We start from the raw sequence: 22,187 nt of genomic DNA on the forward strand, positions 1-22,187 counted from the left end.
GAATTCACAACAAAAAGAATTTTATCATAATTTTCTATGCATAGCAAGGAGTTTTATTGTGCGCGGGCGAAGGGGGATTCGCCCGCGCATTTGGTCATTTCCCTAATCCATAACGCTAAACATCGAATTTCTATCTCTTTTTATTTTACTTCATCTCCAGCTTGGTCAGCAAATTCAGCACCGCCTGCGCACCCTCGGCTCGGGTCGCGTAAGCTTTAGGGGAGAACTTTCCGCCCCCTTGCCCTTTCATAAGCTCTAGTACCGCGGCTTCGTCGACCGCTTTGACCGCCCAGGCGGATATTTGCCCCCTGTCCTTGTATGTCATCGATGGAGATGCGGTTATCGCTTCTTCGGTCATTCGGTAAGCGCGCATCAGCATAACGGCCATTTCTTCGCGCGTCATCGGATCGTTCGGCGCAAAGCCGCCCGTCGCTTTCCCGTTCATCAGGCCGTAATGATGGGCCGTCGTCACCGCCGACTCATACCAGGCTGCGCGTTCCCGATCACTAGCAGCCCTCTCGTCCCGAACGTCCAAATTCAATCCCCGAACAAGCATGGCCGCAAACTCCGCCCGCGTAAGCTGCCGGCCCGGATGAAACTCCGCTGCGCCGGTCCCGTTTACGATGTGCCGGGCCGCAAGCTGCTTCAGGGCAGGCTCCGCCCAGTGACCTACGAGATCGGTGAACGTCTTGTCGAACTCCAGAACGGCGTAATGTCCGGCATGCGTGATGTCCGCTACGAGTTTCCCTCCCGTCCGTTGGCCGGGAATATAGATGAGCGAGCCGCCGTCGGTCAACCGGTATATTCCGGCCAGATTGCCGTCGATATGGCTATCCGGATCCAGCGAGATCGAGATCGTGACGGGCGCCGGGAATGGTTCCGGCCCGCTCGTTGTTCCGTCTTTCGTAATAACGGCGATGCCCAAATCAATGATTGCGCCGCCGCGCCGTACCGTACCGGTATCCGCCACCTTCGCCCACAGCGGGTCCAACTCGGATGCCGCCAACTCCCGCAGCTTGATCGAGATGAACGCCTCCCGGGACGGACCTTCCAAGGTCTGTTTTCCCACGGCCTGAAGCAGTTTGGACGGGATCGTCAATGCGACACCGGCTCTTCTCAGCTCAAGCGATTTGGAGCCGAGCAGTTCCCCCGCATTGCGCGGAAGAATCGCTTCCTGGTCACCCGCCTCCAGGAGAATGGTTACCTTCGCATCGCCGCCTTGTAGCGTTTGCCCGTCGACTACTTTTCGGCCGGGAGCCGCCGGCCAGTGATCGGCCGTCGATCCGGAGGCAGCGTCCGAGCCCGTGCCACCGGTGCCGGAGCTGGAGTTGCCGCCGGAGCCGGAGTTGCCGCCACCCGCCGGAACCGGAGCTAGAATAACCGTTCCGCCATCCGCCATGGCCGGAAGCGTCACCGTGACTTTTTGCTCCGCACTCACCCGGTACTCGGATCCGCCGTACAGATCCTTCACTTTGCCGCCCGCCATAAACGGAACCGGCAAGGTGACTTGCTTGGCTTCCTCCTTCACGTGAATGGCCGTCACGAGTTGCTCCCCGCCGTATTGCTTGGCAAACGCCAGGTAGCCTTCCTCATTGGAGGCGGCGATCGGGGTACGCGCTCCCTTGGAGAACACTTTCGAATGCTCGCCCCGGATGTTCAAGAGCTTTTGATAGTGCGTGAGCAGCTTATTCTCCGCTTCAAGCCGTTCCCACGGCATGTCGCTCCGGTTTTCGCCGAGTTCCCCTTTGCTGATATCCCCTGCGTTTTTGCCGGAACGTCCGAGTTCTTCACCGTAATAAATGACCGGCTGGCCCTTTGCCGTGATTTGCATCGCTGCGGCGGCCATCAGTTTGCCTTTATCCCCGTTGACATAATGGGTCAAAAAACCGTCCTCGTCATGACTGCTGAGGAATTGCCCCATCATCCTCGTATTGTCCAGCCGGGCTTCGCGCTCGGCGAGGTAGGCCTCGACCGATTCAACGTCGCCATTCGCCAGTTTTCTCGCCTCGTGCTTAAAGCCAAAATCGAGCAAACTGTCCATTTGACCGCTCTGCAGCTGCCCCCCGTCGCTTTGGACGGTAGCGCCGTAATATTCGCCGAGCAGTTTAAAATCGGGGTCGATCGCCGTGAGCGCATTTTTAAATGCCTTCCAAGTCGTATCATCGACGTGTTTGACCGTGTCCACCCGGAAATAGTCGAACGTATCCCCCCGGTCCGTTCTCGCCCGCTCAAGCCAACCCGCCTGCCATTCGATCACTTGCTGCCGGACCTCCGGATCTTCGGTTAACAAATCAGGCAGCCCGGCGAGTTCGCCTTTCACCGGGTCCGTATCCGCCGAGACGCCGTCCGTCCGCAGCATGCCGGCAAACCGCTCCTTATCCTGCTGGGTGACGCCCGGAGCGTCATCCCCCGGTTTTAGTCCATATCCGGTATGATTGAGAACCACATCGACCATGATTTTTATGCCGCGGTCATGCGCTTTGTCGATCAGCTCTTTCAACGTTTCCAAGTCGCCCAAGTGCTCGTCGATCCGGGTAAAATCTTTAGCCCAATAGCCATGGTAGCCATACTGTTTGCCGTTAAATCCAGCTCCCACATTATAATCGATGTTATCGACAATGGGCGTAATCCAGAGCGTGTTGACGCCTAAGGTTTCCAAGTAATCCAACTTGTCGATCAAGCCCCTGAAATCTCCGCCGTGATAGGCTTCCAGGTGATTTTTGTCCACTTCCGCATTGTTGGCGGGGTCACCATCCATAAACCGGTCTGTCAGAATAAAATAAATCCGCGCCTCATCCCAGTCAAAATCGGCCTTCCCCGCCTGCGCCCGCGTGCTAACGGTCACCTTGGCCGTACCCGAGTGGCGGTTGCCGTACTGGTCGACCAGCGTGACCGGTATGCTCTTGTTCCCCGGCGTCACCGTATCCTTCACGGCGATGCTTTGCTCAAGAAGCTGCGGATCAAGCTTCACCTTGGCCGGTCCGCCCAGCTCCGAAAGGTCGATATGCGCCTCCTTGAACGTCACCGATTCGGATTCGGACGTCATCGCCTTGATGCTCAACACCGCGTTTTCATCCGCCGCGATAGTCCCCGGATTCACCTCCGCTTCGACGGTAACCTTCGGTACCGAGAAGACAAGGACGGATTTCCCGTTCACCGTATTTTTCGGATCGGTCAGCTCGCGGGTTACCCCTTCTCGGGTGACCAAAAACGTATATTCGTACGTTCCCGGGGCCGCCCCCTTCAGGGTGTAGCTGAACCACTCTTTTTCCGGGATATACCTCAGCGTTTCCGCTTTTCCGTTGATCACGACTTTCACTTCGGATATCGTATCGAGGCGGCCTTCACGAAACAGCTGATCGTCCCGATACAGGAACGTGATGTTGCCGTCCTCAAGGACAGGTCCCTGAATACTCGGCAAAATATCCAACGCATGCACCATGCTAGTTACATTGACTTTTGTAAAACCTTCCCCCGGGGTAAGCGGGATGATCCGGTCGTCCGGAATATCCTGCTTGGCCGTGCTCCAATCCGTTCCCTTCCGCAGGACGAATCCTACGTTTGTGGCGTCGGGAGACACCTCGATCAGGGCCGTCGCGATCCCGTTTTCGATTTTGTCAAAACGGATTTCGTCGTTCTTCACTCCGGTATTCCACACCCACAAGTTCCAATCCGTATAATCGCGATCCGGACGGATGTAGTTCAGCTGTACGTACCGCTTGGCGTCTACGGCATCGGCGGTCACTGTAACGGTGATCTCTTTTTGGAAGCCGCCGTACGTTACGGAAATGACCGCAACCCCCTCCGCGTTCCCTCGGACCAGACCGGTACTAGTCACCGAGGCGACCTGCGGACGGCTGGAGGCGTATACCGCCTGCTTGGTTACCGTTCGTTTGCCGCCGTCCTCATAATTGGCATAAACCGCCGTTTGGTGCGTCTTTCCGATGGGCAAGGAATAGCTGTCCTTGTCGACCGACAAGCCTTGAATTACGGCTGCGGCCGCATCGGTCCGGATGACCACGGCCGTTAGAGGTTCCAGTGTGATCGAGCCCGCGGTTAGCGTAAATCCGGACTTTACCGTAACGGGATCTTTGCCGGCCTCATCGTCGTCGACAAGTACGGCGCCCGAGGTCAGATCTTCGGAAAGCGTTAGCGTCCTGGCTTTATTGTCGGCATTGACAAAGACATAATAGTTGCCGGTGCCGTCCGTCGCTTTATTTTTGAACGCGATAACGAGATCCTGCGCATTTATTTCAGGAATCTGCAGCGATGTCACATTCGTATTGACCAACGCTTGGTCGCCGAGCCGGAAGGCGTCCGTCGATTTTCTTAACTCGATCAACCCTGCCGTGTACTCCTTGGTTTTCACGTGCTCGGGATAAACGTTCGCATCCGTGGCCTTGGTCCAATCGAACTTGTTAACGGCGTCGGAAGAATCGTAAGAATCATGGATAAAATAACCGAATGATTTCCCGTTTTCATCCTTCAATTCGTGATACTTCTGCTCCGGAACCCCCTGTCCATGCCACTGCTTCGTCCGTCCATATTCCTGTCCGGCATGGAGAAAGGCGGTGCCTTGAGACACCAGAGTAAGCAAATTGCCGAGCCTTAACCGCTTCAATATTTCCGCTTCATTGGCTGGGACGGCCGGATCCTTCCTGGTCGCCTGAGCGATGATATCATGCAGGGTCAAATTATCGTGAGCTTCGATATATTGGACCATGTCCCCGGGATCATCGGCCGGCGTGTTGCCGGGCTGGGCTTTTATGTTTTTGAAGATCGTCTGAATGTCGCGTGCGCCCCCGGTGATAAACCTGGGCTCCCCCTCGCTGCCGTATCCCGATTTTAGTTCATTGCGAAACTCGTCGGAGAAGACGCCGACGTCGTCCGTCTGATCCATCCAATCCTGGTCCGCGCCTTTGCCGGCAAGGGACGGATCGGATATCGCGCCGCTGAACGTCTTCCAGCCTTCACCGATAAACAGCGCTTTCGGATGGATCGCGGCAGCCGCATTGTAGGCGTTTTGAACCGCCTCATAGGTGGCGTCCCCCATCATATCGAAGCGCATCCCGTCGATTTTGTACTCGGTGAACCAATACTTGACCGAGTCGATCATCAATTTTTCAGCCATTTTACGATTGGTCGCCAGATTGTTGCCGAAGCCTCCGATAAAGTTGCCGTTCTGATCCTGGAATGCGTAATAATTAGGTACGATGTCATTGAGAAAATCCGCCTTTGCCATATGCGTGTAAACCACGTCCAGGATGACACCCATGCCCGCATCGTGAATCGCATCGATCATCGCCTTCAGCTCTTTGATGCGCAGATGCGGATCGGCCGGATTTTCGGAGTACGCGCCGTCCGGGGAAAAATAACCGTGCGGATCATATCCCCAGTTATACTCGTTGTCCTTAGCGGAGTAAGCGGCTTCCCGGCTTTTCATATTGGCTTCATCCCCGTAATACCAGGCCATAACCGGAAGCAATTGAACATGCGTCACGCCAAGGGATTTAAGGTATTCCAGCTTCTTGGCGAAAGCATCATACGTTCCCCAGGTAGTCTGGTGCAGATCCGCGGCGACGGCGGGATCCGAAGTGAAGTCACGAACATGAATTTCCCAAATCACCGCATCTTCCCTTTGCTCATAACCCGGAATATCCGCGAAATCAAACCCCGGCGGATTCGTTTCAGTTAAATCTACGATCGCCGCCTTACCGACCGGATCCCCGTCGGGCCCTACCGTGCCTTTGGTATTTACTCTGAATTCCGCCATCGACTTGGCATACGGATCCAGCACCTTCTTGGGGACCCCGTTATGGGTTACCTCATACTGATAGAAGTAGCCTTTGAAGTCCGGAATCCCCATATCCCCTGGTTTTAACGCAAGCGACCATACCCCCTTGTCGCCTTTGTCCAGTTCGAGGGGTACTCCGACAGAACGGACCGCGTCATCTTTATCAAAAACTTGAACGGATACCTTTTCGGCCAGCGGCGCCCATAGTTTTAACTCCGCTCCGCCCGCCCGGTAAGTCGCACCCAAATCATCGCCGTCATAGTAGTACAGCTCATCCAGCATTCTCCAGCCGCTCACGGCCGAGACGGTTTTCCCCGCGTATGTTACTTGAAGCGGTAGTTCTTCCAAAGTGAACGAGGCTTCCACCTCTACGCTTGTCGCCCCCGTCATATTCACCCGTTGGACCGTAACGGCCTGGCCGTCCCTGTTCATGATTTGCAGTTCCTGCTTTAAAGTCTCGGGCTCCAAGCCTTCGGTCGAAGTAAGACTCAGCCGCAGTTTTCCTGCTGCCACAACTTCCGCCGATACGAGTCCGGTCGGAGTCTCCCCATAAGGGGAAACATAGACCGTATTGTCCCCTTCCTTTATGAACAAGTGGCGGAAACGGTCCATCATGGCAAAGCTTTTATCGCCCGCGTCCTTCCCCGCATCCCCTTTGGAAGGATCAAGCATCAGAAAACCGATGCTTTGCGCACCGCTCTTCAGCTTGACGTCCACATAAGCGCCAAAGCTGTCGCGCTGCGCGCCCGTGAACATCGTAGCTCCGGTCGGCCAATCGCTGGACGGGCTTTCGACATCGCCCCACAACCAAACCCCAAAAGCTTCATATTGCCGATCCTGTCTGGCGTAATGAATCCTCACCGTATCGGCCGGAAGCTCGACCGGCTCAAAGCTGTATGCCGTATCCGTCCCTTCCTTCAGCCAAACCTCATTCATCTGCGGCGATACCAGTTCAACGACTTTATCGCCGCCATCCTTGTCACCGGTTTTCGTGTTGACGACAACCATCCCTATCTTTTTAGGGGAGGCCGCCAACGGGATATCGACATAGGCTCCGTAACTGTCCGTTTGCCCGTCGGGAAAAGCGGTCGCCCCTCCAGGCCAATCCGTGGACGGAGCCGCCACGTCCTCAAACAGCCAGAGCCCCAAATTGCCGTAATCCCCGTCCGTCCGGTTATAGTGAACCCGTAAATGGTCGGCGGGCACCGGGTTCACGGAACCCGGATTTCCGGAAAGCGGAGCGGCGAAATCTACGGAGACTTTATGGTCGATCGAATTATACAAAAAAGTGACTTCGCGATCTTCCGTCAAAAAAAGCGGTTCCTTCGCACTCGGATATACCTCGCTTGCCGGTCCATCTCCCAGGCTGATCTGGAACTCATGAGCCCCGGCATACACCACGGCCGTTACCGAATACACTTGGTCATAGTCCGGATCCTTCAGAATCAGCTCCGCTTCCGCTGGAGGCCGATTTGCGGATTCGCCGATTCCGTGCTGGAAGCTGCCGGTCACTCGCGGCAAATGATCCGCCGATAGCGGTTTGTAAACTGTGGAATCCGCAATCCGGTGTGTGTTGTGATTGTAATAAAAGGTAACCTCGGTATCCCCGGTCAAACGAAGCTGGATTCTCCCCTCCGAACCAGCCCCGCCGGGATGACTATAGTGAGCGCTCCCATAGCTTTCTTTCCAATCGCCGTCAATGGCCACCTTATACTCATATGTACCGGCCGGCAATGTTCCGGTGAACCTATACTCGCCGTCGCCCACATACGTCATCTCGGTGGCCGCCGCCGCGGGATCCCAATCCTTGCCCGCTCCGAGACGCGTTTGCAAATCGCCTGCCAGAACAACCTTCGCCTGAGTTGTTTCCGCCTTGGCGGCGGGAGGGATCCAAATCATCGAGACAACCAGCGAAACAACTACCAGAATAGCCCAAACCCGCCTACCTGCTGCATCCAACCTCAACCTCATTGTGCATAGCCTCCTTTTTGTTTCGGGAATCGACAAAATTCATGCAAACGCTTGCGCAAATAAGTTTAAAGTCCCCTGCCCCTTTTATGGGACAAAGCCGGACAATTCCGGTAACTCGCGGCTTTCAGAGATGATTAAACAACGTATATGTAAGCGCTATACTGAAAACGTTTGCATTTCTCATTTTATTCATCCTTATTCTGTCCGTCAACCGTTAATTTTGAATGACATAGCCTCATCAAAAATTGCTATAAGCAGCTATTATAGACGGATTGAATCCGAAGTCCTACAATTTCTCAAACCGCCCTCTGAAATAGCGGCCTTTTGGGGCGTTATTTCAAGCCGATTCGGCTCCACGGGGAAAATAGCGGTCAAAAAAGTCTTATTTCCCAGATGCAGGCACCAAAATCAAGGTTTGGCCTGCTTTTTCCAAAAATAAGGGCCTAAAACTCCGCTATTTCTCACTGCCCAGCCGAGTTCGACAAAATAAAGGCCTAAAAGACCTTTATTGATCTGCCCGGCTGTCCAAGCCGTAACGGAATTGGCCATTTTCTTAATTCTTGAGGGAGGAAAAAAGAACCATATGGCGAAATAAACCAAGGAAATTTCAACCATGAAAGGAAATGAGGTTAGGATGACAAAAAAAATAGTGACCTTCATACTGTCCTGTACGCTTGTGCTGACGATGTCCGTGGGGTCCTCAACCGCGGCCGAAAAAGACAGCTTTGCGGCGGCAACGAAAGCAACTGCGAATAAAACTGCAACGACTAAAAAAACGACGACGAAAAAGAAAACGACGACATCCAAATCGAAGAAAACAACAACCAAGAAAAGAACAACAACCACCACAAAGAAATCGAGCAGTGACGTGTACTACAAAAACTGTTCCGCTGCCAGAGAGGCCGGTGCCGCACCTCTTTACGAAGGTGATCCGGGATACCGTAAAAAATTGGACCGCGACGGCGATGGAATAGCGTGCGAATGAAGTAAACGATGCGGGGCTCTTAATGATAAGGGCCCCACTAGTAAGAAAAAAATAATTTATATACATCCTGGTTTGCGGGATAGCAGAAAGGGTGTCCTTCTGATGGAATATAGCGTTCATGAAATACTAAAAGGATTAAGGCAAAGAATTAATGAAAATAATGAATTGATTATCCAAACTACGGGTGGAAATGTTGAGAAGGCTAGATAGGTTGAACTAAAGAATTGGCGTTGGGGAAGGATATGAAATAGTTTCGGAGATACGTCACCGACATCCCCACATCATTAACGGGAAAATCTCCCGTTAATGTACCGATCTTGGCTCTTCTACCGGATTTAGCTGGAAAAACTCCATCTATTTCGCGGCCCTATTACCGATATACTCAATTTCAAGCGAATTAGCGGGAGGTTCTCCAGCTATTTCGCCTCTAAAGCCGCATATGCACCAAATTAACTGGAGTAATTCCTTTTAATTCTAATGAGCTGCAGGTGAAAAATGTGAAAAGAACCCTCTACACTGCTGTCTATTGCCTCATGAGACATCGTAGTAGGAGGAAACGAGAACCCGCTGCGTCAATTATAAATTAAAGTGGGTGTGATACGCGAAAAGTACGCAGTCTCAAACCCACAGACATCCAAATCCGTATTAAGCCCACTACTACCAAGGTGCCTGGTGCGCTTCCAACTCCAAAAGATGCAAATCTGCAGGTATTTAGGCCGATCCACAAGGGTATGCGAAAAAAGATGCAAATCTGCAGGTATTTCTAGCGATTTTAGAGAAACGAGCTAGTTTCGTCGAAAATTCCTGCAGAATCGCAGGAATTTTGAAATTTTTGCTCCGAACAGGAAAAAAACTTGCAGATATGCAGGAATTCTTGTTAGCCAAGGTTGCCTGACGAGGCACCTAGTATGCAATTCAAAAGTCAAACTATAGATCCCACCTCCGAAGAGATGAACGCGAAATCTACAAGGGATTTGCGGTATGAGACCGAAAAAACTACTTTAGTACGGAAAATTATCCTCAGGGGTGCGCGTTTAATTCTTGCAAGGGTGTGCGCCTATGAAGTATAATCGTAATGTAAATTGTATATGGAGGCGCAAATCCTTCGCCTGAGCTACCGAACAATGTCCGGGAAACCGCGTAAACACGCGAATTTTAACACTTAACTTATCGGGGTATGGCGCAGTCAGGTAGCGCGCACCCTTGGGGTGGGTGAGGCCGTGGGTTCGAATCCCGCTACTCCGATCATATCAACCAAACAAAAACACCTTATTCGGGTTTCTACCTGAATAAGGTGTTTTTTCTAGCCTCTATTCTTATAGAAAGACGTCTCCGACACCGCCGTGAGATGATCTCTTCCCTTTTTATTCGTAGGGCAGTACTTCGCTTAACAGCTCCTGTTCCGTCTCGAGCGGATCGATCAAAAATTCAAGCATGATGATAACCTCCTTGAAGTAAACCTTAGGTTCGTTCACCGTAAAATTTTAAAATATCATCCACAGTCATAAATACATCGTCTTCCTGTTGGGTCGTTTCCTGATCGGAAAACGGCTGCTGCTGTACAGATTCCGTCTGGTTCACATGTTGTTCCATATTCACTTGCCTCCTACATTCCTTGCAACCCTTGCGACCCTCATCGAACGAAGGTCCTGCAATTTTATTTACCCCGTTTGGACGTGAATGTAACACCCCGCGCACTCCGCATTTCCACATTAGGTTTTCATTATATGCCGCAAGCCTGTAAAAGGTGACCGTTTCTATGTCATCGTCATGTTCGCCACCCCACTTTCGCCATCGGATCACCAAGTTCATCCTATGAGTACGATGCGACGTCCTATTCCCCAAGTAAGAAAAAAAGAACCGCAGCCTCATCGACGACGGTTCTCCTTGATGGATTTATTTCAATTTTCTTTTATTCCTGCATGTTCCGCCCGGATTCTTTCTCGAATTCCTCCAGCCACTTCCGGTCTTTGGGGGATAAATCAAGATTCTCCAACAGATCGGGCCGGCGCTGCCAGGTCCGGCGCAGCGCTTCTTTACGGCGCCAGTCGGCCACATTGGCATGATGTCCGCTCAGCAAAATATCCGGCACCTTCCAGCCGCGAAATTCCACGGGACGCGTATAATGGGGATATTCCAGCATCCCCGTGCTGAACGAATCCGTGACGGCACTCATTTCGTTGCCCAACACGCCGGGGAGCAGACGGGTGACACTGTCGATAATGACCATGGCCGGCAGCTCTCCGCCGGTGAGTACATAGTCGCCGATCGACAGCTCGTCGGTTACCAGATGCTCGCGGATCCGCTCGTCATAGCCTTCATAATGCCCGCAAATGAAGATCAAATGATCCTCGGCGGCCAGTTCCTCCGCCTTCCGCTGCGTAAAGCTTTCTCCCTGCGGGCACATCAGGATGATCCGCGGAGGGCGACCCGCTTCCTCCCCCGCTTCCCTACGTCTTTCCAGCAGATCCTCCACCGCATGAAAAATGGGCTCCGGCTTCAGCACCATCCCCCCGCCTCCGCCATAGGGCGTATCATCCACGCTGCCGTGCTTGTTTCCCGCATAATCGCGGAAATTCACCGCGTGCAGGTTGACAATGCCTTTTTCCCGGGCTTTCCCCAGAATGCTGCTGTGAAACACGCCTTCAAACATTTCCGGAAACAGGGTCAAGACGTCCATGCGCATGTCAGAGCAGTCCTTCCATCAGATGAATCTTGACGAGCTTCGCTTTGACATCCACATCCAGGACCACCTCATCGATCACAGGGAGCAGGAGCTGCTTGCGATTAGGCTGCTTCACGACCCACACATCGTTGGCCCCCGGGCGCAAAATCTCCTCGATCACGCCGAGTTCGCGGCCCTCTTCGTCCACGACCCGGCACCCGATAATTTCGTGGAAGTAATACTCGTTTTCCGGCAGCTCCACACTTTCTTCCTTCGGCACCTTCAAATCATAACCTTTGTATTTTTCCACGTCATTGATATTTCCGTATTCCTCAAACTTCACGATATACATCTGTTTGTAAGGTCTGGCCGCCGCCACAGTTACCTGAATGGGACCGCCCTTTTCGGGATCGATCATCAACAGCTTCGACTTCGGCGCAAAGCGCACCTCCGGAAAGTCGGTATGGAGCAGCACCTTCAATTCGCCGCGAATGCCGTGCGTATTCACGATTTTTCCTACCTGCAATAATGAGTCCGACATTTTTACCTCCCAAACAACTTTTCGCAATTTCGCCGCAGTCCTGCGATAGATCCGCCCGAACTTCGGTTTGAGCTATATTCTATTCTGTACGGGTGGCTTCTCCCGTTTCCCTCAAGCTTCAGCATGTACGAAAAAGGGCTAGGACAAACATCCTAACCCGCTTTCGTATATTTTTAAGACATGATGTCCACGGTAACCCGCTTATCCATCTTAACGGCTGCCGATGCCACAACCGTGCGGAGCGCCTTGGCGATTCTCCCCTGTTTGCCGATCACTTTCCCTACATCGTCGGGATGTACGGACAGCTCATAGACAATCAGGTGTTCTTTCTCCACGACCTCCACACGGACATCGTCCGGATGATCAACAAGAGCCTTCGCAATAACGCCGACTAATTGTTCCATTAGGACCCTCCGAAATCAGCAATTATTTTTGCTGCTTAAGCTCATGAAATTTCTTCAGCACGCCTGCTTTGCTGAGCAGGTTGCGAACGGTATCGGATGCTTGCGCGCCGTCTTGCAGCCATTTCAACGCTTTCTCTTCGTCGATGTTCACTACAGCCGGTTCAGCAACCGGGTTGTAGAAACCAATCTCCTCGATAAAACGGCCGTCACGCGGGGAACGGGAATTCGACACCACGATACGATAGAAAGGAGCTTTATGAGCACCCATGCGTTTCAAACGAATACGAACTGCCACGAAATTCACCTCCTTTAAAGAATCAAATTTAAATCTATTTCATCCGGCAATCGAACGAACTCTTACCGGAAAGGAAACCTCATGCCTTTGCCCGCTTTGCCGAGCTGCTTCATCATTTTCGACCCTTTGCCTTTCGGGCCCATCATGTCCGAGAACTGCTTCATCATGCGGCGCATTTCATCAAACTGCTTGATCAGACGATTCACGTCCGCCAGCGAAGTTCCGCTTCCCGCGGCGATCCGCTTGCGGCGGCTGTGGTTGATCATGTCCGGGTTCTGTTTCTCCTGCTTCGTCATGGAGTGCACGATCGCTTCCACCCGGCTCATTTGCTTCTCGTCGACCTTGATGTCCTTCATCTGTTTCATCTTGCCCATGCCCGGAATCATGTCCATGATCTGATCGATCGGACCGAGCTTCTTCACCTGATCCATCTGTTCCAGGAAATCATCAAACGTAAATTCCGCATTGCGCATCTTACGTTCCATTTCCTTGGCCTTCTCGGCATCGATATTGGATTGAGCTTTCTCGATCAACGAGAGCATATCGCCCATGCCAAGAATCCGGGAAGCCATCCGCTCCGGATGGAACGGTTCCAGCGCATCGATCTTCTCGCCGAGAGCGGCGAACTTAATCGGGCACCCCGTCACCGCTTTGACCGACAGCGCCGCACCGCCGCGGGTATCCCCGTCCAGCTTGGTGAGCACAACCCCGGTCAATTCCAACTGCGCATTGAAGCTTTCGGCGACATTTACCGCATCCTGACCGGTCATCGCATCGACCACGAGCAGCACTTCATCCGGCTTCGTGACCTCGTGGATTTGACGGAGCTCCTCCATCAACGCCTCGTCGACATGCAGCCGGCCGGCCGTATCGATCAGCAGGTAGTCGTTGCCGTTGTCCTTCGCATGCTGCAGCGCCTGTCTGGCGATCTCCACCGGACTGTTGCCTTCCGGCAGCGTAAATACCGGAACTTTGATCTGCTCGCCGAGCACCTGCAGCTGCTTGATCGCCGCCGGGCGGTAAATATCCCCCGCCACCAGAAGCGGCCGGTGATTGCCCTTCAGGAGCAGCTTGGCCAGCTTGGCCGAAGTCGTCGTCTTCCCGGCGCCCTGCAGACCCGCCATCATCACGACGGTCGGCGGCCGGTTGCTCTTCGCCAGCTTGGCTTGGCTGCCGCCCATCAGCTCGGTCAGCTCTTTGTTTACAATATCGATGATGACCATGCCCGGCGTAAAGCTGTCCATCACCTCGCTGCCGACAGCTTTCTCTTTCACTTTGGCGATAAAATCCTTGACCACTTTAAAGTTGACATCCGCTTCCAGCAAAGCGAGGCGAACTTCACGCATCGCTTCGTTCACATCGTCCTCCGAAACTTTGCCCTTGCCGCGAAGCTTGCTGAACACGCTCTGCAATCGATTCGTCAAACCTTCAAAAGCCATTCACCGGTCACCTCCGTTCCATAGTCCTTGTCCAACCGCTTGGCTACAACTGTTCCGCTTGCCGGAGCAGCTGCTTGGCCGTCTCTTTATGTATCTGAGACATCCCGCTCTCCTCAAGCACTTGCTGCAAGCGGGACAGCAGTTCGCTGCGCTCTTCGTCTTTCCGAAGCAGCCCCAGCTTTTCCTCGTAAGCCTCCAACATCTCTTCGGCCCGCTTAATATGTTCATACACCGCCTGGCGGCTAATTGCAAATTCCGAGGCGATCTCGCCCAAGGAAAAATCATCGAGAAAATAATATCTGAGAAACGTCTGCTGCTTTTCGGTCAGCAACGCTTCGTAAAAATCAAACAACAAGTTGATCCGATTGGTCTTCTCAAGCTTATTCTCCTGACTCACTTGGGCACCCCCTCCGTCAAGGAAAAACACTTTACAGCGCATCAACGTTCCTAATCATACCCAATCGCGCATGCATTGTCAAGTAAAACTCCTTAACATGCGAAATATTCACAAAACAAACAGCCGCAGCCTGTAAACCCAAGCTGCGGCTCCCCCTGAATCAACATTCCAATCCGTCCTACCGATGCGGAAGCAGGTACATCAGAATCGCGAAGAAATGCGTGATGCTGCCTCCCAGAACAAACAGATGCCAAATCGCATGATGATAAGGGAAGGCCCTCCATACGTAAAACACCGTGCCGAGCGTATACAGAAGCCCACCCGCTACAAGCAGCACGATTCCCGGCTCCGGCACGGCCGCCGTCAACGGCCCCCAGGCGATCACGATCAGCCAGCCCATAATGAGGTAAAAAAACGTGGACATGAACAGGAATCGTTTCACGAAGTACGCTTTGAACACGACGCCGAGCAGCGCAATCCCCCATACAATCCCGAACAGACTCCAGCCGAGCGGTCCGCGGATCGCAACCAGCATAAACGGGGTATACGTTCCGGCGATATAAATGTAGATGGACGAATGATCCAGGAACTCGAACAGATCCTTGATTTTCCCTTCCTTGAAACTGTGGACCAGCGTGGAGCACAGGTACAGCAAAAGCATGCTCACCCCGTAGATCGTGAAGCTGACGACGTGCCAGGCCGTTCCCTTCATGCTGGAAAATACGATCAGCAGCACCAATCCGGCCAAACTGAGCAGCGCGCCGATGCCGTGGGTAATGGCATTGGCGATTTCCTCGCGCCGCGGATAAGTATGTGTATTGGCCATCTTTTCACCTCCGCAAATGACTCGTTATGCAAATGTTCCCGACGAAACGGTCCTCAATCATCTTATGGGCGTTCGCCCACATCGGTTACTCCGCTTTTTCCTCGGCTTCTTCCTCTTCGCGGATCAAGCCGGCGAAGAGGCCGTGAACGAACTGTTCGGAATCGAATTTCTGCAGGTCCTCCATCTTCTCGCCGAGACCGACGAGCTTGACAGGAAGGCTAAGCTCCTGACGGATCGCAATGACGATCCCCCCCTTGGCCGTTCCGTCGAGCTTGGTCAGCACGAGCCCGGTCACCCCGCTCTTCTCGCCGAAAAGCTTCGCCTGATTAAGCGCGTTCTGGCCGGTGGTGGCGTCAAGCACCATCAGCACCTCGTGCGGTGCGCCAGGAATCTCCCGCTGAATGACGCGGAAAATTTTGTTCAACTCTTCCATCAAGTTCGTTTTGTTCTGCAGACGCCCGGCCGTGTCGCACAACAGAATGTCCGCGCCTCGCTGCTTGGCCGCCTGCACGGCGTCGAACATCACCGCCGCCGGATCGGATCCCGCTTGCTGCTTGATCACGTCCACGCCGACGCGTTTGCCCCACACTTCCAACTGCTCGATCGCTCCGGCCCGGAAGGTGTCCCCTGCGGCCATAATCACTTTTTTGCCCTGCTGTTTGAAGTGATGCGCCAGTTTGCCGATCGTCGTCGTTTTGCCGACCCCGTTGACGCCCACGAACAGAAAGACGGTGATCCCGTCGGGATTCAAACGCAGGTCGTTGTCTTCATCGCCGCGCAGCAGTTCCACCAGCTTCTCCGACAAAATCGGCTGCAGCTCGGCCGCATCCTCGATCCGGCGCTTCTTCACCTCGGAGCGCAGTTCGTCGATCAGCTTCATCACCGTGTTAACGCCGACATCCGCACCAATTAGAATTTCTTCCAGTTCCTCGAAAAATTCCTCGTCGATCTTTTTGCGCCGGGTAATGAGTTCCGTGACCTTCTCGACAAACCCCTTGCGGCTTTTCTCCAACCCTTCCTTAAACTGCTTCGTGACCGATTCGGTTTTGGAAGCGATGCTTTCCTTCAGTTTCTTAAAAAAACTCATAGGTTCCCTCCTAGATCTATGTTAAGTCTCAGGCGATTTCCATCGTTTCCTCATCCTCCAGCTTGACGGAAACCAGTTTGGAAACCCCGCCTTCCTCCATCGTAACGCCGTACAGCACGTCGGCTTCCTCCATCGTTCCTTTCCGGTGGGTCACGACGATAAACTGCGTCTGCTCCGAAAACTCGCGGAGATACTGGGCGAACCGCGCCACATTGGCTTCGTCCAGTGCCGCCTCCACCTCGTCAAGCACGCAGAACGGCACTGGCTTGACCTGCAGGATCGCAAACAACAGCGCCATCGCGGTCAGCGCCCGTTCCCCGCCGGAGAGAAGCTGCAGGTTTTGCAGCTTCTTCCCGGGCGGCTGGGCGACCACGTCGATCCCCGTCTCCAGCAGGTTCTCCGGATCGATCAGAATCAGATCGGCTCGTCCTCCGCCAAACAGCTTGGAGAAGACGATAACGAATTCCCGGCGGATCGCGTCGAACGTCGTTTTAAACCGTTTGGACATCTCATCGTCCATTTCCTTGATCACCTGGTACAGCGTCGTTTTCGCTTCAACCAGATCATCCTTCTGCTCGCTGAGAAAACGGTAGCGTTCATTTACGCGCTCAAATTCCTCGATCGCGCCCAGGTTGACCTCGCCGAGCACCGAGATTTGCCGTTTGAGCTCCTTGATCTCGGCCTGGGTCTGCGGCACGTCCTCCGGAACGTCGTAAAGCTGCTTCGCCCGTTCATACGTCAGTTCGTAATCGTCGGCCAGCTTGCGGAGGATGTTATCGAGCTCCACATCGAGCCGGTTCGCCTGGATTTCCGTCTGACGAAGCTGTTCTTCCACGGTTTTGAGCGCGACGCGCTGCTCCTTCGTCTCGCTCTCGCCTTCCTCGAGCTTCTTGACGAGCGCCATGCGGGAAGCCCGCTCCAGCTCCAACTGCTCGCCGGCGCGCGCTTTTTTCAGCTTGTAGTCGTTCAGCTCCTCGCGCTGGGTGACCGACTGGCGCTCGTTCTGGGCCAGGTCGGCTTCGATCGATTGAAGGATGCTGCGGTTCTGATCGAGCTCCCGCTTAAGCAAGCTGCAATCCTCCTCGGACCGTCTGAGCTGCTCCCGCAGCGAGAAGACCTCCTGATCCAGCTTGCCTTCCCGTACTTTCAGTCCGGTCAGCAAATCCTGCAGTTCTTCCTTCGCCGATTCATTGGCTTTGCGGGCGAATTCCGCCGCCTGGATGGACTGCTGAACGGACTGTTCTTCCTTCTCCAGCTCAAGCAGCTTGGCTTCGGCTTCGGCCTTGCTCTTGTCCAGGTCCTCAAGCTCCTTGAGATAATGGCCCTTCTCCTGGCCGTAGAGCTGGAACTGCTCCGAAACATGACGCCACTCGTGGTCGATCTGCTTCAGCGTCCCGGCAACGCCCTGCTCCTCCGTCCGTTTCTGGTCACCCGCCTCGCGAAGCTTCTCCAGCTCTTTCTCCGCGCCCGCCAGCTGCTCGCGGATATCCCGCAAGCCTTGGCGGAGCTTGGCCAGCATCTCGTCGCTCTCGGCGATGTCCGCGGCGAGCTGATCCAGCTGGCGTTTACGTCCGAGCAGGTTGCTGTTCTTGCGATGCTGGCTGCCGCCGGTCATCGAACCGCCCGCGTTGACGACATCGCCTTCCAGCGTCACGATCCGGAAGCGGTATTGCAAGCGGGCCGCCATTTTGTTCGCCCGCTCCAGATCGCTGGCAAAGACGACATTGCCCAGCAGGCTGCCGACGATGTCGGCATAGCGCGGCTCGTAGCCGACGAGCTCCGCGCCGATGCCGACAAAACCGTCGGCTTCCTCCAGCATGCGCTTATCCGAGGCGGAGATCTGGCGCGGACGGATGACGTCCAGCGGCAGGAAAGTCGCCCGGCCGAGCTGGCGCTGCTTCAGAAAAGCGATCGCCTGGCGGGAGACCGCTTCATTCTCCATGACGATGTGCTGCATCGCCATGCCCAAAGCCGTCTCCACGGCGATCTCCAGCTTCTCCGGTACGCGGATCAGTTCGGCGACCGCGCCGTGAACGCCGTGAAGCGCCGATTTGCGCGCGGCCTTAAGCACTTCCTTGACCCCCAGCGCAAACCCGTCGAAATCCTCTTCCATCTCCTTCATCGTGTCCCGGCGGGAGATCAAGCCTTCTCGCTTCTGCTCCCACTTACGGATCCCGTTTTGGCTTTCTTCCATCAATCTTTGAAGGGACTGGTGCTTCTCGCTCTCGGCGATATACTTGTTCCGCAAATCGGCGATTTCCTTGCCAAGCTGCTCGAGCGTCCGCTCCAGCTCCTGCTTCTTGCCTTTGAGCCGATCGAGCTCGTCTTGCCATTTGGCTCCCTCTTCCTCGGAGCGGGCCATTCTGCGCTGCACGCCTTCTTTCTGCTGATCCGCATAACGGATTTCGCTCCGGGTATGGGCCATCAGGTTCATGATCTCCAGGAGCTGGCCCTTCAGCCCTTCCTCCTGCTCCTGGCTGATTCCGCCCGTCACTCCGACCAGCTTCGCTTCTTCGGCGGAAAGCTCGGTCCGCAACTCCGTCAACTGCTTCTCCGAAACCGCGAATTTGGCCGCGAGCGCCTCCATCTCCGCAGCCCGCTGCGCATACCGCTCTTCGCTCACGGCAAGCGACTGGCGAAGCTGGTCGCGGTTTTGCGTCAGGTTCTTGGCGCGTTCCTTCAAAACCTCGCCGAAGCCTTCGCTCTTTTCGTAGCTCTCGCTATACTCCAGAAGCTGGGCTTGCAGCAGCTCGATTTGATCCTCCACCCGGCGCAGAGCCAGCCGCTCGTTTTCCAGCTTGGCATCGTGCGCGGACACGACCGTCGACAAGGCGGTATGCTCATCCTGAAGCTTGGTCAGCCGGCTGTTCGCCTCGCTCCACGTTTCGTGGATTTGCTCGATTTGGTGGACGTACAGGGAAATTTCTTTATTTTTCAACTGCTCGCGCAGCTCTTTATATTTCAGGGCTTTCTCCGATTGCTCCTTCAGCGGACCGATTTGATCCTCCAATTCGCTGACCAGATCGTGAATGCGCAGCAAATTCTGCTCCGTTTCATCCAGCTTGCGGCGAGCATCGCGTTTGCGGCTTTTGTATTTGACAATCCCCGAAGCCTCTTCAAAAATCCCTCTGCGATCCTCGGACCGGGTACTCAAAATTTCTTCGATCCGCCCTTGTCCAATGATCGAATAAGCTTCTTTGCCGATTCCGGTATCCATGAACAGCTCGGTGATATCCTTGAGCCGGCAGGATTGTTTGTTGATCAGGTATTCGCTTTCCCCGCTGCGGTGCACCCGCCGGGTGACCGTCACTTCGCTGAAATCCAAGGGCAGCGCATGATCGGAATTGTCCAGCGTCAGGGATACTTCCCCGTAATTGACCGCCTTTCTCGCATCGCTCCCGGCAAAAATGATATCCTCCATCTTGCCGCCGCGCAGCGATTTGGCGCTCTGTTCGCCCAGCACCCAGCGGATTCCGTCGGAAATATTGCTCTTGCCGCTGCCGTTAGGCCCGACCACAGCCGTAATTCCGCGGACAAATTCCATTTCCGTTTTGTCGGCGAAGGATTTAAAACCTGCTAACTCGATCCGTTTCAAAAACATACGTTCACGATCACCTCTAACGACTATTGTACCATACCGCAGGCCCCCGGGACAGGCGAAGAAAAGAGGTTTGCGCCCGCTCCTCCGCCCCAAGACTATAAGCTATCCATAAACACGAAAGCAGCCTTAACCGACTTGATGTCGGCTAAGGCTGCAATCGAGAGACGCGGCTCTTCCTTATGAGAATGTTCCACTTAGGACAGTTCCTGCTTCAACCGCTCCAGCGCTACCGCAGCGGCTTGCTGTTCGGCCTCTTTCTTGGATCTGCCGGTACCGCGGCCCAATCCCTGTCCTTCCATGTAGACCTCGGACACAAATTCCCGTTCATGCGCCGGTCCTCGCTCCTCGATGATCCGATACTCCAGTACGCCCATGTTGTGATGTTGGGTAAGCTCCTGAAGCTCGGTTTTGTAATCCGTCGTTTGAAGCTTGCCGTCCAAGGTAATCTGGGAGAACACGTGATGATGCAAAAACGACGTAACCGCCTCGAGCCCTTGATCGAGGTAAAGCGCCCCGACGAAGGACTCAAACACATCGGCCAGAAGAGCCGGACGCGTCCTCCCGCCGGTCAATTCTTCACCTTTGCCCAGAAGGACGTATTTGCCGAATTCCAGACTCTCGGCGAATTTGACCAGGGACGGCTCGCAAACGATCGCCGCGCGCAGCTTGGTCAATTCTCCTTCCGGCCGGTCCGGGAAAATCCGATATAAATGTTCCGAAACCGTCAGTTCCAACACGGCATCTCCCAAAAATTCCAGACGCTCGTTATCCTCATGATGGCTGAACCGGTGCTCATTTACATAAGACGCATGAGTAAAGGCCTGTTTCAAGAGCTGTCTGTTTTGGAATGCCAGTTGAAGTTTTTGTTGTAACTGCTTCAGATCTCCGCTCAACAGACTGTCCCCTTATGCTTCGAATTTCTTCAGAATGATCGTGGCGTTATGCCCGCCAAATCCGAAAGAGTTGGACATGGCCACTTTAACGTCGGCTTGTCTGGCTACGTTCGGAACATAATCCAGGTCGCACTCCGGATCCGGATGCTCCAGATTGATCGTAGGCGGAATAACGCCGTTCTTCAGCGTCAGACCGCAGATGACCGCTTCCACGCCGCCGGCTGCGCCGAGCAGATGGCCGGTCATCGATTTGGTCGAGCTGACCGCGACTTTGGAGGCATGATCCCCCAGCGCACGCTTGATGGCGATCGTCTCCGAGCGGTCGCCCACCGGCGTCGATGTACCGTGAGCGTTGATGTAATCCACCTCGGAAGCGTCGATGCCCGCATCGCGAATCGCCATCTTCATGCACCGTTCCGGTCCGTTCGGATCCGGTTCGGTCATATGATGGGCATCGCCGCTAAGACCGTAGCCGATCACTTCGGCATAGATCTTGGCGCCGCGTTTCTGAGCATGTTCCAGCGACTCCAGAATGAGGATGCCCGAGCCTTCGCCCATGACGAAACCGTCGCGTTCCGCGTCGAAAGGCCGGCTGGCTTTCTCCGGCTCGTCGTTGCGGGTCGACATCGCCCGCATCGAGCAGAATCCGGCGAGGCCGGTTGGACGGATCGTTGCTTCCGCGCCGCCGCAAATCATCACATCCGCGTCGCCGCGCTGAATCAGCTTGTACGAATCGCCGATGGAATGAGTTCCGGTCGCGCACGCAGTCACCGCCGTGCTGTTCGGGCCTTTGGCTCCGAACAGGATCGAGACATGCCCGGAGGCCATGTTCGCGATCATCATGGGAATAAAGAACGGGCTGACGCGTTTAGGACCTTTTTGCAGCAAAATGTTGTGCTGGTCCTCCCACGTGCCCAGACCCCCGATGCCCGAGCCAATCATGACGCCAACCCGCTCCGGGTCGGTCTGCTCGGCTATATTCAGGCCGCTGTCCTTCAATGCCGTCGTAGCCGCGGCTACGGCGAACTGAACGAAGCGGTCCATTTTTCTCGCTTCCTTGCGATCTATATAATCTTCGGGATTGAAGTCTTTCACCGAAGCGGCTATTTGGGTCGGATACTCGCTGACATCGAACGATTCGATCTTGGATACGCCGGATTTCCCTTGCATAAGGTTGCCCCAGAACGTTTCAAGATCATGTCCGAGTGCCGTCACCGCGCCCATGCCGGTCACTACTACTCTATGTTTCAAACACACTCACCTCGTATAGACTTCATGTGTAATCATAA

General features: G+C 54.3%; 13 protein-coding genes, 1 tRNA gene and 1 pseudogene. 2 read left to right on the plus strand and 13 right to left on the minus strand.

The genetic code is table 11. The features are described 5' to 3' along the window. Positions 1-145 precede the first annotated feature (145 nt). Complete coding sequence (locus LBW89_RS14560) at positions 146-7,765, minus strand: pullulanase (protein ID WP_148449888.1); 7,620 nt, start codon at positions 7,763-7,765, stop codon at positions 146-148. Positions 7,766-8,627: 862 nt separating this feature from the next. Here LBW89_RS14560 and LBW89_RS27900 point away from each other — a divergent pair. Next, positions 8,628-8,750, plus strand: a pseudogene (locus LBW89_RS27900) (excalibur calcium-binding domain-containing protein); the annotation flags it as partial. A 1,171-nt stretch (positions 8,751-9,921) separates the two neighbouring features. Then, a tRNA-Pro gene (locus LBW89_RS14570) sits at positions 9,922-9,995 on the plus strand. 216 nt (positions 9,996-10,211) lie between these two features. Here LBW89_RS14570 and LBW89_RS27510 read toward each other — a convergent pair. From LBW89_RS27510 to fabF, 12 genes are all read right to left on the minus strand, one after another. Further along, positions 10,212-10,343 (minus strand): hypothetical protein, encoded by a 132-nt coding sequence (locus LBW89_RS27510; RefSeq protein ID WP_263639163.1) that lies wholly within the window; start codon positions 10,341-10,343, stop codon positions 10,212-10,214. Positions 10,344-10,662: 319 nt separating this feature from the next. Further along, positions 10,663-11,436, minus strand: a complete 774-nt coding sequence (trmD, locus tag LBW89_RS14575) for a tRNA (guanosine(37)-N1)-methyltransferase TrmD (protein ID WP_148449890.1) — start codon at positions 11,434-11,436, stop codon at positions 10,663-10,665. 1 nt (position 11,437) lies between these two features. After that, the gene (rimM, locus tag LBW89_RS14580) at positions 11,438-11,956 is read right to left on the minus strand and encodes a ribosome maturation factor RimM (protein WP_148449892.1); all 519 of its coding nucleotides are present in this window, start codon (positions 11,954-11,956) and stop codon (positions 11,438-11,440) included. 173 nt (positions 11,957-12,129) lie between these two features. After that, positions 12,130-12,360, minus strand: a complete 231-nt coding sequence (locus LBW89_RS14585; protein WP_068780674.1) for a KH domain-containing protein — start codon at positions 12,358-12,360, stop codon at positions 12,130-12,132. Positions 12,361-12,382: 22 nt separating this feature from the next. After that, the gene (rpsP, locus tag LBW89_RS14590; protein WP_148449894.1) at positions 12,383-12,655 is read right to left on the minus strand and encodes a 30S ribosomal protein S16; all 273 of its coding nucleotides are present in this window, start codon (positions 12,653-12,655) and stop codon (positions 12,383-12,385) included. Between the two features lie 62 nt (positions 12,656-12,717). After that, complete coding sequence (gene ffh / locus LBW89_RS14595; RefSeq protein ID WP_148449896.1) at positions 12,718-14,094, minus strand: signal recognition particle protein; 1,377 nt, start codon at positions 14,092-14,094, stop codon at positions 12,718-12,720. A 43-nt stretch (positions 14,095-14,137) separates the two neighbouring features. Beyond that, on the minus strand, positions 14,138-14,491 hold the full coding sequence (locus tag LBW89_RS14600; protein ID WP_148449898.1) for a putative DNA-binding protein: 354 nt from the start codon (positions 14,489-14,491) through the stop codon (positions 14,138-14,140). Positions 14,492-14,669: 178 nt separating this feature from the next. Further along, positions 14,670-15,317, minus strand: a complete 648-nt coding sequence (gene trhA / locus LBW89_RS14605; RefSeq protein WP_148449900.1) for a PAQR family membrane homeostasis protein TrhA — start codon at positions 15,315-15,317, stop codon at positions 14,670-14,672. An 85-nt stretch (positions 15,318-15,402) separates the two neighbouring features. After that, a complete protein-coding gene (gene ftsY / locus LBW89_RS14610) occupies positions 15,403-16,404 on the minus strand; it encodes a signal recognition particle-docking protein FtsY (RefSeq protein ID WP_148449902.1) in 1,002 nt (333 codons plus the stop codon). Positions 16,405-16,432: 28 nt separating this feature from the next. After that, on the minus strand, positions 16,433-20,005 hold the full coding sequence (gene smc, locus LBW89_RS14615; protein ID WP_148449904.1) for a chromosome segregation protein SMC: 3,573 nt from the start codon (positions 20,003-20,005) through the stop codon (positions 16,433-16,435). A gap of 194 nt (positions 20,006-20,199) precedes the next feature. Then, complete coding sequence (rnc, locus tag LBW89_RS14620) at positions 20,200-20,898, minus strand: ribonuclease III (RefSeq protein WP_148449906.1); 699 nt, start codon at positions 20,896-20,898, stop codon at positions 20,200-20,202. Between the two features lie 12 nt (positions 20,899-20,910). Continuing rightward, the gene (gene fabF, locus LBW89_RS14625; protein ID WP_148449908.1) at positions 20,911-22,149 is read right to left on the minus strand and encodes a beta-ketoacyl-ACP synthase II; all 1,239 of its coding nucleotides are present in this window, start codon (positions 22,147-22,149) and stop codon (positions 20,911-20,913) included. Positions 22,150-22,187 lie beyond the last annotated feature (38 nt).

The sequence above is a fragment of the Paenibacillus sp. alder61 genome, assembly GCF_020179875.1.
Lineage (GTDB): Bacteria > Bacillota > Bacilli > Paenibacillales > Paenibacillaceae > Fontibacillus > Fontibacillus faecis.